The 12,065-nt window shown below is 36.4% G+C and carries 13 protein-coding genes; 5 read left to right on the top strand and 8 right to left on the bottom strand.

Going from position 1 to position 12,065, the window contains the following annotated elements; translation table 11 throughout:
* Nucleotides 1-387: 387 nt before the first annotated feature.
* Complete coding sequence (locus tag B1B04_RS03980) at nt 388-807, top strand: DUF4183 domain-containing protein (RefSeq protein ID WP_079560035.1); 420 nt, start codon at nt 388-390, stop codon at nt 805-807.
* 205 nt (nt 808-1,012) lie between these two features.
* Here B1B04_RS03980 and B1B04_RS03975 read toward each other — a convergent pair whose 3' ends face one another.
* A complete protein-coding gene (locus tag B1B04_RS03975) occupies nt 1,013-1,627 on the bottom strand; it encodes a pyroglutamyl-peptidase I (protein ID WP_079560034.1) in 615 nt (204 codons plus the stop codon).
* A gap of 582 nt (nt 1,628-2,209) precedes the next feature.
* Between B1B04_RS03975 and B1B04_RS03970 the strand changes: the two genes are divergently transcribed.
* The 4 genes from B1B04_RS03970 to B1B04_RS03960 all read left to right on the top strand — a co-directional run bounded on the left by B1B04_RS03970 (nt 2,210) and on the right by B1B04_RS03960 (nt 5,315).
* On the top strand, nt 2,210-2,665 hold the full coding sequence (locus B1B04_RS03970; RefSeq protein WP_079560033.1) for a chemotaxis protein CheX: 456 nt from the start codon (nt 2,210-2,212) through the stop codon (nt 2,663-2,665).
* A gap of 357 nt (nt 2,666-3,022) precedes the next feature.
* Nucleotides 3,023-3,145 carry a hypothetical protein gene (locus B1B04_RS26350; RefSeq protein WP_255505077.1) on the top strand — a complete coding sequence of 41 codons (123 nt, stop codon included), beginning with the start codon at nt 3,023-3,025 and terminating at the stop codon, nt 3,143-3,145.
* 30 nt (nt 3,146-3,175) lie between these two features.
* Nucleotides 3,176-3,670 (top strand): cupredoxin domain-containing protein, encoded by a 495-nt coding sequence (locus B1B04_RS03965; protein WP_079560032.1) that lies wholly within the window; start codon nt 3,176-3,178, stop codon nt 3,668-3,670.
* A complete protein-coding gene (locus tag B1B04_RS03960; protein WP_079560031.1) occupies nt 3,654-5,315 on the top strand; it encodes a b(o/a)3-type cytochrome-c oxidase subunit 1 in 1,662 nt (553 codons plus the stop codon). The genes B1B04_RS03965 and B1B04_RS03960 overlap by 17 nt, the downstream gene beginning before the upstream one ends.
* A gap of 276 nt (nt 5,316-5,591) precedes the next feature.
* Here the strand turns inward: B1B04_RS03960 and B1B04_RS03955 are convergent, their stop codons facing one another.
* From B1B04_RS03955 to B1B04_RS03925, 7 genes are all read right to left on the bottom strand, one after another.
* Nucleotides 5,592-7,088, bottom strand: a complete 1,497-nt coding sequence (locus tag B1B04_RS03955; protein ID WP_079560030.1) for a carboxypeptidase M32 — start codon at nt 7,086-7,088, stop codon at nt 5,592-5,594.
* 492 nt (nt 7,089-7,580) lie between these two features.
* A complete protein-coding gene (locus tag B1B04_RS03950) occupies nt 7,581-8,021 on the bottom strand; it encodes a DUF1453 family protein (protein WP_079560029.1) in 441 nt (146 codons plus the stop codon).
* Nucleotides 8,022-8,322: 301 nt separating this feature from the next.
* Nucleotides 8,323-9,336, bottom strand: coding sequence for a serine hydrolase domain-containing protein (locus tag B1B04_RS03945; RefSeq protein ID WP_079560028.1), 1,014 nt, complete (start codon nt 9,334-9,336; stop codon nt 8,323-8,325).
* 16 nt (nt 9,337-9,352) lie between these two features.
* A complete protein-coding gene (locus B1B04_RS03940) occupies nt 9,353-10,177 on the bottom strand; it encodes a MerR family transcriptional regulator (protein ID WP_079560027.1) in 825 nt (274 codons plus the stop codon).
* Nucleotides 10,178-10,469: 292 nt separating this feature from the next.
* On the bottom strand, nt 10,470-11,417 hold the full coding sequence (mdh, locus tag B1B04_RS03935) for a malate dehydrogenase (protein ID WP_079560026.1): 948 nt from the start codon (nt 11,415-11,417) through the stop codon (nt 10,470-10,472).
* A complete protein-coding gene (locus tag B1B04_RS03930; protein WP_079560025.1) occupies nt 11,417-11,776 on the bottom strand; it encodes a BMC domain-containing protein in 360 nt (119 codons plus the stop codon). The genes mdh and B1B04_RS03930 overlap by 1 nt, the downstream gene beginning before the upstream one ends.
* Nucleotides 11,769-12,053 (bottom strand): EutN/CcmL family microcompartment protein, encoded by a 285-nt coding sequence (locus tag B1B04_RS03925; protein WP_079560024.1) that lies wholly within the window; start codon nt 12,051-12,053, stop codon nt 11,769-11,771. Before B1B04_RS03925 ends, B1B04_RS03930 begins: the two co-directional genes overlap by 8 nt.
* Nucleotides 12,054-12,065: the final 12 nt, after the last annotated feature.

Below are 12,065 nucleotides of genomic sequence, written 5' to 3'. Positions count from 1 at the left end.
GGAAGCAGTTTTTACGAATGAAGATAGTCATAAATAATATTCTACCTTATTCGACAAGCAAAGTATAACACTAATTTACTATTAAAAGCATATATATCAGGATTTCAGACGCCATATTCATCCATATCGTCCTGTTTATTTATAAAATTAAAGCATTATAGGCTCGCTCATTATTGCTAGGCAATGATGTTTGTTAAAACCTTATACTAGGAAAACGCCCAGCCTGAACAGAAATCACCCACACGTTATTTTCTATTTGCAAAAATGGATGTCCAACTATTCAACTAATAATTTTCTTCATATTTTAAAGTAAGAAAAAAGATTGGTGTGCGATTGTAAATCTAATAGTGAATAGATAAGTACGAAGTTAAATGGAGTGATAAACTTATGGTGAACTTTAGGAACCAACGGAAAATCGAGCAAGAATGTGAGTGTGAAGATCGATTTATTTGGCCACGTATAAAAGCTAGTACCATTCCTTTGGAAGACCCTCCCCCAGTTGTTGAACCTAGTAGAAATATTATTCCAACAGTAAATAGATATTTCAATATTGTTACATCGGATATTGATTTGACTAATGGGGCGACTCTATCAGCTAGCCAATTTTGGAAGGATAATGGGAACCAAGCAACCGAATTTATCATTTTTAATCCGAATGGCTACGTCAATCTTTATATCAATGCCGTCATGCAAGAAGGTGGAATTTATACCTTAACTCCAACCACGTTAACCTTAAGTCCAAGTAATTCAACAATTTATAGTGGTACTCCAATCATCATAGAATCAATAGGGTTTTCAACACAGTAATATAAAACCTTGAAATAGGTACTTTATCTGCCTAGACACTGTATTAGTGATAGAATAAACGGGAGTACGTTGATATCAAATCAATCCTACTATCCAATAATTTGTTTCATTACTTATCTAACTAAAAATGGATGACCTAAAATGATGATTATCATTTTAGGTCATCCATTTTACTTCTTTATTTATCCCCATCGTTTGAGGAAAGTCAATCATTTGTTGCACGAATTGTCTCCTCGATACAGAGCCTAATACATGTGATTAAATCTTGGATATTCCATCCCGGTATTTTCCCATGTTGAATCGCCAAATCAAATGACGCAGGAATATGAATAAATCCAGCACGGACCTCTTTATGTTGCTTCGCGTAAACAAGCCCTTCATACATAATATTATTACATAAATAGGTACCCGCCGTATTTGAAATCTCCGCTGGATATCCTTCTTTGCATAATCGATTTACCATATTTCTAATAGGTAGATTCGTGATATAGGCATCTACACCATCATCATAAATGCTCTCATCTACTGGTGTATAACCATCATTATCTGCTTCCCCATCTTTAATATTAATCGCAATTCGCTCTGGCGTTATTTTAAAACGCCCTCCAGCTAATCCTAATGAAATAATGATTCGTGGCTTAATCTCAGCAATATATTGTTTCAGCTGCTGAGCGGATTGCTGAAAATCTACAGACAATATGCGTCCTTCAATTTCATAGCCATCCATCTTTTCTCCATTTAATTTTTCTACAATTTGCATCGTTGGATTTATTTTATATTCAAGAAATGGCACAAACCCTGTTAATAATATCTTCGTCATTTTTTTCACCTAATTTTCTATAGGACGTCGCTTGATTGCCTATCCATTTTTATTTTTTGATACCACAGTTGCCAGAACGACCATTAGCATCAGATAAACATTGTATGAAGTTAATGTCTTATTAATAGCCTCGTAACCATACTACAAAAAAATAATTCTCATTTTCAACATTTTTCAAAAAAAACAAATAATTATCCTCTTTATTTTCTCTAAAGTATGTAAGATAAATATTTTCGTAAAAAAAAGCATGATCTCTAAATTGCTTAGATCATGCTCTACTTTAATAATATTGTCGTTATTGTTCATTCTCTTATTTTAAATGCGCAGTCGCCTGTTTCATAACGTGTTTCCCTACTCCAATATAGATAACCACTACCGTTCCAATCAATACGAATGTCATCGCTAACCGCTCCTTTTTTATAAAAATTTGTATTTTAAAAAACTTAATCGTCCATTTAATGATTTTGAAAATCATTCTCATTAATATAATATAAATTTCCCATTAATTCGTCAAGACATACTTTCATCTTACCCATTTAACATGGTAAGATGTAGAAAAGTCGGAAAAAGGATGCGGTAAAAATGAGTAATTCGAAGTACTTTCAAACTATTTTAAATGGGACAATCCACGCTTTAAAATCGATTCTACCTATGGAGATAGACGTGAAAACGCCGAGTATTATTTCTGAACCATTTCAACAACAGCAAATGGGTGTTTTAATTGGTTTAATAGGAGATTTAAAGGGTCGAGTAATCATTGATTCGTCTCCAGAAACATTTAGTGGCATCGGCAATACGATGTTTGGTATGCCTCTCGAAGGAGAAATGTTGGAATCCTTTACAGGGGAATTTGGCAATATGATTGCAGGGAATCTATGTACTACCGTCGGACAAGAAAGCTTAGAAATTGATATCACACCACCAACAGTGATGGTTGGTAACACAAAATTATACGGCTTTGAAAAGGCCTTTATACTACCTGTCACAATTCCAAGCGTCGGTCCACTGACAGTTCTTTTAACAATTGAAGAAGAATAGAATTCTAGAATATCGAACTGTTCAATTTATACATCCTATGCCTCTACATCAAACATTTATGATCACGCTTTATCATTCTCTTTAATAAACGATGAATGCCCCATAAGGCTCAAGTCCAAATATCATATAGTAAAATTTCTTGAAAAATAATAGATTTCAATAAAAATCACTTCATTTTCAACCGAAATGCGGCCATCTCAATGACTATTGAGATGGCTTTTTTTTATTTCCTCCTCAATTTTTCACATTTTTTTCACATTATTCGTCAAGATGTGTGATTTTTTTCACATCAAAAAGAATTTTATTTATATATCATGGCAATATGAAAGACACACTAAAAGCGAAGGAGGAGCAAAAATGGCAAATAAAAAAAAGTCAGATGAAAATTTAAAAGGTTCACTCTATGCGGTATTTGGAGTAGGAATCATTATTATCTTACTTTGGGTGTACTGCTTCGATTTGTTCATCAATCGTTTTTAATCTACTAAGAATAAGAAAGGACAGAGACATATGCACTTACATAAGTATGAGAAATACTGGCTTGTGTTTGGAGTTACTACTTTAGTAGCATTCCTTATCATTCTCGGCATCGGTGCATTTCATCAAGGCTCACATCCGAACAATGGTAAAAAAACACTAGATTATGAGAAAGTAAATGAATTCCCTCCCTTCGATAATCCTGGTGTTCACAAAGTAGAAGGTAAGGATTGGGACTATGAAGTGGTTGTTTTAGCATCAGCATTTAATTACAATCCGCCAGAAATAGAAGTCCCTCTAGGAGCTAAGGTGAAATTTATCGCAACAAGTGCGGATGTCATGCACGGTTTTGAAGTTGCAGGTACAAATATTAATATGATGCTTGAACCTGGTTACATTTCTGAATATGTGACAGAAGTAAATAAAGTAGGAGAGTTTTTAATTGTATGTAATGAATACTGTGGTACAGGACATACGATGATGCACTCTATGCTAAAGGTGGTGGATCCAAATGAGTCTCAAAAATAATTTGACAAAAGTGGATCGTCGTGATGCGAAGCTAGCAATGGCACATATATACGTGGCATTCATCGCATTATTATTAGGGGGTCTTGCAGGTTTATTGCAGGTTTTCGTTCGTTCTGGTCAATTTACATTACCAGCAGGCATTGGTTACTATCAAGTTTTAACTGTACATGGTGTTTTACTCGGTCTTATTTTAACAACATTCTTTATTTTCGGTTTCCAAATTGCCAGTGTTAGCCGTACATCAGGAACTTTTTCAAATGGACAACGTCGCCTTGGCTGGATCGGCTTCTGGTTAATGACTATCGGTACAGCTGCAGCTGCAGTAATGGTTCTATTGAACGAAGCATCTGTTTTATATACGTTCTATGCTCCACTGAAAGCTCACTGGATTTTCTATTTAGGCCTTACATTAGTCGTTGTTGGTTCTTGGGTTGGCGGCGCAGGTCAAATTTTACGATATGCTCAGTGGCGTAAAGAAAACAAAGGTAGCGGACAACGAAGCCCATTACTTTCATTTATGGTTGTTGTCAATAATTTAATGTGGTTCGTAGCGACTCTAGGTGTAGCTGTTTCTGTTCTATTCCAGTTACTTCCATGGTCTTTAGGCTTTATCGAACGTGTTGATGTAGCACTTTCCCGTACATTATTCTGGTATTTTGGTCATGCTCTTGTGTATTTCTGGCTATTACCAGCTTACATGGTTTGGTATGTCATTATTCCAAAGGTTATTGGCGGAAAAATTTTCTCTGATTCTTTAGCAAGACTGTCATTTATGCTGTTTTTAATATTCTCTGTACCAGTTGGGATCCATCACCAATTAACAGAGCCAGGTATTGATGCTACGTGGAAATTCATACAAGTTGTTTTAACATTTGCCGTAATCGTACCATCTTTAATGACCGCCTTCTCGATGTTTGCAATGTTTGAATTACGCGGTCGAGAATTAGGTGGAAAAGGGCTTTTCGGCTGGTTTAAAAAATTACCATGGAAAGATGCTCGTTTCTTCGTGCCATTTATCGGTATGTTAGCATTTATTCCTGGTGGTGCAGGCGGTATCATCAATGCTTCTTATCAAATGAACCAATTAATCCATAATACTATTTGGGTTACAGGACATTTCCATTTAACAATTGCAACAACAGCCGTATTAACTTATTTTGGGGCGGCATTTTGGTTAATTCCGTATTTAACAGGTCGTACGCTGACTAAATCTTTAAACAATCTTGGTAATTTTGCCGCTATTTTATGGGCGGTAGGTATGACAATTATGTCTTCTGCTATGCATATTGCTGGTCTGATTGGTGCACCGCGTCGATCTGATTACTCTGAGTATGGCGGAGCTCAGCAAGCTTATGATTGGATTCCTTATCAAATCGCTCAAGCTGTTGGTGGCACAATTCTATTCATCGCCATCATAATCATTCTTTATATTGTGGTGAAATTAGCATGGTTTGCACCAAAAGGCGAAGAGGAATTCCCTGTTGGTGAGGTACATGAAAACGGTGGTACGACACCAGCTATTTTAGAGAACTTTAAAGTATGGCTAGTTATTTTAGTTGCATTAATTTTATTTGCTTATACTATTCCAATTATCGATATTATTTCTAATTCTCCACCTGGCTCTAAAGGCTATAAGCTCTGGTAACAATATTTTGCATCTTCATAAAAAGCGATTTCTCATCTAGAGAAATCGCTTTTTTTATAGTTGTAGCGACAGCTACAACAAATGTTTTCTGTAGCGTCAGCTACAAATGTTTTATCTGTGCGAAAGCGTAGCGTCAGCAGCAAAGCGCCCAGTCGGAACGGATATCACCCCCTCGTTTTACAGAAAAGCTATACTTCATTTTAATCTTATTGACAGAATAGTCTTTAACAAAGCGTGAAAAGCGATTTCTCTATAGTAGAGAAATCGCTTTGTCCTTTAAAGTTGATATAGCTTCGTATACTTTTCTTGTAAATAATTTGCTAAATATTTGGCGTTTAAGCCTTCCCCTGTTGCCTCTTGTAACAATTCGAACGGTTTCTTCAGCGCTCCGTATTGATGGACTTTGTCTGTTAACCACTCACGAATTGGAAGAAGCTCACCTTTTTCTAATAACTCATCAAAGTTTGGAATATCTTTATCCATTGCATGTTTCCATTGTGCAGCGTAAATCATTCCTAAAGCATAGGATGGGAAATAACCAAACATGCCCCCTGACCAGTGCATATCTTGTAAAACCCCTTTTGCATCTGTCTCAGGGCGAATACCTAAATATTCCTCGTATTTATCATTCCATACTTGTGGAAGATCTTTCGCTTGAAGATCGCCATTAAATAGATCACGTTCAATTTCATAGCGAATCATAATATGTAGTGGATATGTTAACTCATCTGCTTCAATGCGAATAAATGAAGGTTCCACCATATTAATTGCTCGCAGGAAATCAGTTAATGGTACATCACCAAATTGTGCTGGCGAATGGTTTTGCAGTCGCTCGTAATTATGCTCCCAGAACTTTTCATTCCTACCAACAAAATTTTCATAAAATAAAGATTGAGATTCATGTATTCCCATCGACGTACCCGTTGCTAACGGTAAACCATCAAGCTTCACATCGATATTTTGTTCATACATAGCATGCCCACACTCATGGATTGTTCCAAAAATTGCTGAGCGGAAATCATTTTCATCATATTTCGTTGTAATTCGATTATCTCCATGATTTAAGCCAATCATAAATGGATGCACACTTTCGTCTAGGCGACCTGCATCAAAATCATAGCCAAGTTGTGCTAACATTTCCAATGATAACGCACGTTGAGATTCACGAGGGAAATGTTTAAATAATATGCTTGTATCTGGTTTATTTGGTGAATCTGCAATTTTTTGCACAAGAGAAACGATTGTTTCACGTAACTCACCATAAACTTGATCTAAAACATCAGTCGTCATATCCGGTTCATATAAATCTAGTAATGTATTGTATGGAGAACCGTTTTTAATACCCCAATATTGAATGAATTTCTTCTGCCAGCTTATAATTTCCTCTAAATAAGGTAGGAATAAAGCAAAATTATTCGTCGCTTTTGCTTTTTCCCATGCTGTTTCTGCTTTAGATTGTAGAATGACAAATTCCTTATATTCATCAGCTGGAATTTTTTTATTTTGATCGTAATCTTTACGTACTTTCTCTACTAAACGCAGCGTAACATAATCGAGATCTGCCTTTTGCCCCTCTAGTTCCGTTAGTAATTTCCCTAACTCTTCACTAGTTTGCATCTCAAATAAGGAAGCAGATAATGTTCCAACTACCTCTGAACGTTGAGCTAACCCCTTCTTAGGTGCACCGGTACGCATATCCCAATAAACCACACTCAGTGCTTCTCCGTAGTGCTGCATTTTTTTTACATAGTCAGTAAATTGTTGTACAGTCATGCTAACATCCTCCTTTTCACGCTATTAGTTTATCATATTTTCGAAAATTTTGTATATTATGGACTTTTAGTATTTTTCTAGTTCTACTTAAATTAAATATTGATTCTACAAAAATTTAAGGCTATGTAAAAAAGGATGCATGGGGATAAAGATTCTACTATTGGATTTTCTATAATGCGTTCAGGAGATTATTATGCCACTGCATACTAGATGAGTGGCGATGTCACATAATTATGTGGTTATGTATCTGGTGAAAAATACTTATTGAGGAAGTAGACAAAGAGAATACAACTTTGTCTACATTGACCAAACATGGACAATAGAAGGCTGCATCTATCAAACTTAGAGCCAAATTATTCTGTTAAAATCACTCCTGCAAGAATATGCTATTTTTCACCAAATATACTGGATGACTTTATTAAAGCTGAATACAGAATAATAAATCACTATGATTAGTCTTCGATTTAAAACAATTCTATACTTTATATTGCTTTACTCGCCCATAAGTTGTTTGTATCTCAAATAGATAATATAGCGACGAGAACAAATACTACCCAGTGGTATGAACATAAGAGCATTTGTTAATGATAGCAATGCATGCTCTCTACTCCAATGACCTACCAGTATCCTTAAAAGAAGAAACCCGAAAAACAAAATAATTCCAGCAATAGAGCTTTTTGTAGTAACGATTCCTCTAGTGTGATTCTTACGAATTTTTTCTAGTTTTCCTTTCCATACTCCTATACCCAATCCAACCATTAAACAACTGATATACATCATAATACTTAAAGGCGTTAATTTAATACTTGAAATAGTAGAAAACACCACACCAATTAACAAAACTGGTATGACCCACAATCGAGCTGGTCTAACTTGTTTCTCTTTTAACATTATAAGGACAATGACAATAAAGACGACCAAGTAGCTAACCATTTCTTTCCCTCACTTTATTTTAAAAGTAAAATTTAACCTCAAACTGAAGATGTAGTGAGCACGACCTTCAGAAAAGGGATCTTTCAATACGCTTCTTCATAATGATAACTTCATCAAATTAGACAATAGACTATTTATTATAGCCTATTGTCTAATTTGATGGGATCAAAATTTTTCCTATGTCATAAGTTGATTGGGGTCGAGACTACGAAATACGTTGGGGGATAGTACCGATGAACTTGAAGCAAGCGTGCATCCACCTAATAGGAAAGGAATTATTCCCCTCACTTGAAATATAAAATTATTGATTATTTATTACAGCCGAGATTATATACTCCTTCATTAACGGCCATCTATCTCGAGGATTCATGATGAATTCTGAACTAATTGCCACAACCATATTCAATTTCGGTATACAACAAATCATATTGCCTCCATCCCCTATTGCTGAATATGTAAATAATCCATCTTCTTGGCGTAGCCACCATAAATAACCGTAATTGTGATAGTTTATCTCCGTGGATTCTCGAATCCATGTTTCTGAGAGGACCCTATTATTATTCCACATGCCATTGTTTATATAGAGGTAGCCAAATCGTGCCATATCACGAGTAGTTAATGTTAGTCCCCACCCACCTGCTGAAAGACCGTTTGGATCATGGACCCACCCCTTGACGTTTTTCCCGAATAAATCATCAAACCCATAGGCATTCATTTCGTAGTTCGGAATTTCTTTCATGCCAAGCGGTGTAAACAAATGTTCATTGGCGAACGCTCGTGCACTCTTGCCAGTACTTTTAGTAAGAATTGCTGACAAGACATGTGCTCCAGCTGTAGAGTATTTAAAAGCACCTAAACCCCCATTTGCACCCATTAAATCAAGTGTGTATTTTATCCAATCCTGCTGTTGACATAGCTTATCTAGTGGCTCATGCCAATCCTCAAATGGATAAGGTACTGTCATCGTGAGAAGATGTCGTATAGTAATCTGTTGTTTCTGCTGATCAGAAGCAAACATATACTCTGGGAAAAAATCCAACACCTTTTCTTCAACGCTATTAATATAGCCTTTATCAATTGCGATGCCTATAAGTGCAGAAAGTACACTTTTTGTTACTGATGCTATATGGTGACAATGATCAGAACCTTTGCCATTAAAATATTTTTCATATGCTAAATGACCATCTTTAATAATAATAATGCCATTAATATTGTGATAATCACTTTTTATCGTCTGTTCTAGCTTGGAAAGTTTTTCATTGTTCATATATATGCTTTCAGGTTTTACGGCTTGCCAATTTATTGTTGTTTGCATAGGAACCTCCTAATTATCATTTTTTCTTTACAGGAAAATATACTTCAGTAACATACTCCTCAGGGGCGATTGCTTGATTTGGGTCTGTTACATATATTTCATATGGTGGCAATAATAGCTCATATCCCTCGTTTTCAATCCACTTCATCAAATTAGCGTAGACGGATGTCAATTCTGGATATGCCCCCTTTAAAACAGATTTAGCACAGAGGCTACCAGGCAAATTTCTCGTACCCTTAACAGACTCAGCTATTGAAACGGCGAACTCGGTATCATTGCCAGCAGGATTAAATTCAGGGCTATGGTAAATCGTCATCGCCTGACTAAGTAAAGTGAGCTTCTCCTTCGCAATCCTTTCATATAACTCGCTAAAATAACGACCATATCCCGATGCATAATCATCACTGCTCAATATTAATCGCTTATAAAGGATATTCATTGGCTTTGTTTCTACTAGTTGTACTTCGAAGTCGTCAAGATACGACATGATTGGTACCCCTTTTTCTAGATTTGAAATATCTTGACTTAGTTGTTTTACAACATATTCAAAAGCCTTTAATTTCTCTAGAATTTCATTTCTTTTCTGGTTCAACGCTGAACAAAGTATTTCTTCGGATTGACCCTCTTCTAATGCCAGCATCGTTTTAACTTCTTCAAGAGAAAAATGATAGGATTTTAAACGATTGATATAGAGCATCCTTTTTAGTTGTTCGATGGAATAATACCTATAACCGCTTTCCGCATTAATCTCATCTGGGTAAATTAATCCAATTTCATCGTAGTATCGAAGTGTTTTTGTAGAGACACCACATATTTTTGAGAACTCCCCTATTGATAGCACAAAACCACCTCACTCATTTATTTGTTACTTGCTACCATTCATTTATACACCTTCCCCTAAGGATAAAGTCAACGGTAAAGTTAACTTTATCCTGTGGCGTCTTCTTCAACAAAATGAAGCTCTCTTCGAACTTTCACGTTCAAAGAGAGCTTCTTATTCTATATAAATAAGGGGAATTTTAACTAGCTTTTAAGTGCAATGTTTAGTTTCCAAACATTTTTAAGAGCTAAAGGCTTTTACAACAGATATATAGTTGGGGATCCTACATATCTTATTGCAGCATAGCGTCTGATTACTCTATGTTTTGACAAATTGTTATTACTTGTTTGACGGCTTCTGCCGATTGGTGGAGTGCCGTTTTTTCTTCATTTGTCAGGTGCAATTCAATAACTGATTCTATACCATTGCCGCCTAATATTGTCGGTACACCTAAAAATAATTCGTGGTAACCGTACTCTCCTTCTAAAAGGGCAATAGAAGGAATTATTTTGCGTTGATCTTTCATGATGATTTCGACCATCTGTGCACAGGCAGCAGCTGGCGCATAATAAGCACTGCCATTCCCTAACAAACCAACAATTTCTCCGCCACCTTTACGTGTACGCTCTACGATTTGCTGCAGTCTGTCTTGAGGAATCAGTTTTTCTAAAGGGATCCCTCCAGCATAGGAATATCGAATTAAAGGGACCATTTCGTCGCCATGCCCACCTAAAACGAATCCTGACACATCCTCTGGTGCAATTTGCAGCTCTTGCGCTACAAATGTATTAAAACGTGCTGTATCTAACACACCTGATTGGCCAATGATCCGATTTTTCGGAAAGCCTGTTTCTTTATAGCAAACATAAGTCATTGCATCAACCGGATTGCTTAATATAAGAACGATGCTGTTTGGAGCATAATGTTTTATTTGTCTAGATACCTGTTGAATAATTTTTGCATTCGTCGCCACTAAATCATCCCGGCTCATGCCTGGCTTACGGGGAATACCAGCTGTAATAATGACAATATTTGCTCCTGCTATATCCTCATAATTACTCGTTCCTTTAATAGAAACATTAAACTTTTCGATTGGTCCTGTTTGTAATAAATCTAGCGCCTTTCCTTTTGTCGGATTCTCCGCTTCTGGAATATCTAACAGGACAACATCTCCTAGTTCTTTTTGTGCCAAAAATAAACTTAAAGTTGCGCCAGTATGACCAGCACCAATTACAGCAATTTTACTTTTCCGAAAAGACATTATGCCTCACCTCGTTGATCAGTTGCAGCTGTTTCCGTCGTTTTTTTAGCACGTGTTGATGTTGTTGCTGGCTTTTTCTTTGGTGCTTCTGGTCCTTTAATCATTTGAAAAACATCTTCATCAGGTCTCGGAATTACGTGAGCGCCTAATAGTTCTCCAACACGCATTGCAGCGGCTTTTCCAGCTTCTACTGCTGCCTGGACAGAACCAACATCACCTTTCACGACAACTGTTACAATCCCGCCATCAACGAACTCTTGCTTGACGATTGTTACATCTGATGACTTAATCATTGCATCAGCAGCTTCGTAAGAGCCTACTAATCCTTTTGTCTCTATCATTCCAATAGCGCTACTCATTCTCCTCACCTCTCATAACTTCCGTAGAATCAATAATACCTATAACAACTGCATCGATAGGCAACGGATTTTCTTTCATAATATATCGTGATGACCCACCACTTGTAATAAGCACATCATCGCCAATTCCTGCCCCGATACGATCTGCTGCTACAATCTCTGAACGAATTGGCTGCTGATTGGAGTCAATTGGTTGAATAATTAATAGTTTTAAGCCATTCAACCCTTCCTCCTTACGTGTTGCCCATACACTGCCTATCACTCTTCCCATTTGCATGAACTTCACCTA

Origin of the sequence: Lysinibacillus sp. KCTC 33748 (assembly GCF_002237755.1) — a bacterium.
Taxonomy (GTDB): domain Bacteria; phylum Bacillota; class Bacilli; order Bacillales_A; family Planococcaceae; genus Lysinibacillus.
Note: the sequence above shows the minus strand (reverse complement) of the source record. Positions and strands in the feature narration are given on the sequence as shown.

What these genes read in the sequence shown, in the direction of transcription:
- B1B04_RS03980 (WP_079560035.1), top strand. Translation starts at nt 388, where the DNA reads ATGGTGAACTTTAGGAACCAACGGAAAATCGAGCAAGAATGTGAGTGT.
- B1B04_RS03975 (WP_079560034.1), bottom strand. Translation starts at nt 1,627, where the DNA reads ATGACGAAGATATTATTAACAGGGTTTGTGCCATTTCTTGAATATAAA.
- B1B04_RS03970 (WP_079560033.1), top strand. Translation starts at nt 2,210, where the DNA reads ATGAGTAATTCGAAGTACTTTCAAACTATTTTAAATGGGACAATCCAC.
- B1B04_RS26350 (WP_255505077.1), top strand. Translation starts at nt 3,023, where the DNA reads ATGGCAAATAAAAAAAAGTCAGATGAAAATTTAAAAGGTTCACTCTAT.
- B1B04_RS03965 (WP_079560032.1), top strand. Translation starts at nt 3,176, where the DNA reads ATGCACTTACATAAGTATGAGAAATACTGGCTTGTGTTTGGAGTTACT.
- B1B04_RS03960 (WP_079560031.1), top strand. Translation starts at nt 3,654, where the DNA reads ATGAGTCTCAAAAATAATTTGACAAAAGTGGATCGTCGTGATGCGAAG.
- B1B04_RS03955 (WP_079560030.1), bottom strand. Translation starts at nt 7,088, where the DNA reads ATGACTGTACAACAATTTACTGACTATGTAAAAAAAATGCAGCACTAC.
- B1B04_RS03950 (WP_079560029.1), bottom strand. Translation starts at nt 8,021, where the DNA reads ATGGTTAGCTACTTGGTCGTCTTTATTGTCATTGTCCTTATAATGTTA.
- B1B04_RS03945 (WP_079560028.1), bottom strand. Translation starts at nt 9,336, where the DNA reads ATGCAAACAACAATAAATTGGCAAGCCGTAAAACCTGAAAGCATATAT.
- mdh (WP_079560026.1), bottom strand. Translation starts at nt 11,417, where the DNA reads ATGTCTTTTCGGAAAAGTAAAATTGCTGTAATTGGTGCTGGTCATACT.
- B1B04_RS03930 (WP_079560025.1), bottom strand. Translation starts at nt 11,776, where the DNA reads ATGAGTAGCGCTATTGGAATGATAGAGACAAAAGGATTAGTAGGCTCT.
- B1B04_RS03925 (WP_079560024.1), bottom strand. Translation starts at nt 12,053, where the DNA reads ATGCAAATGGGAAGAGTGATAGGCAGTGTATGGGCAACACGTAAGGAG.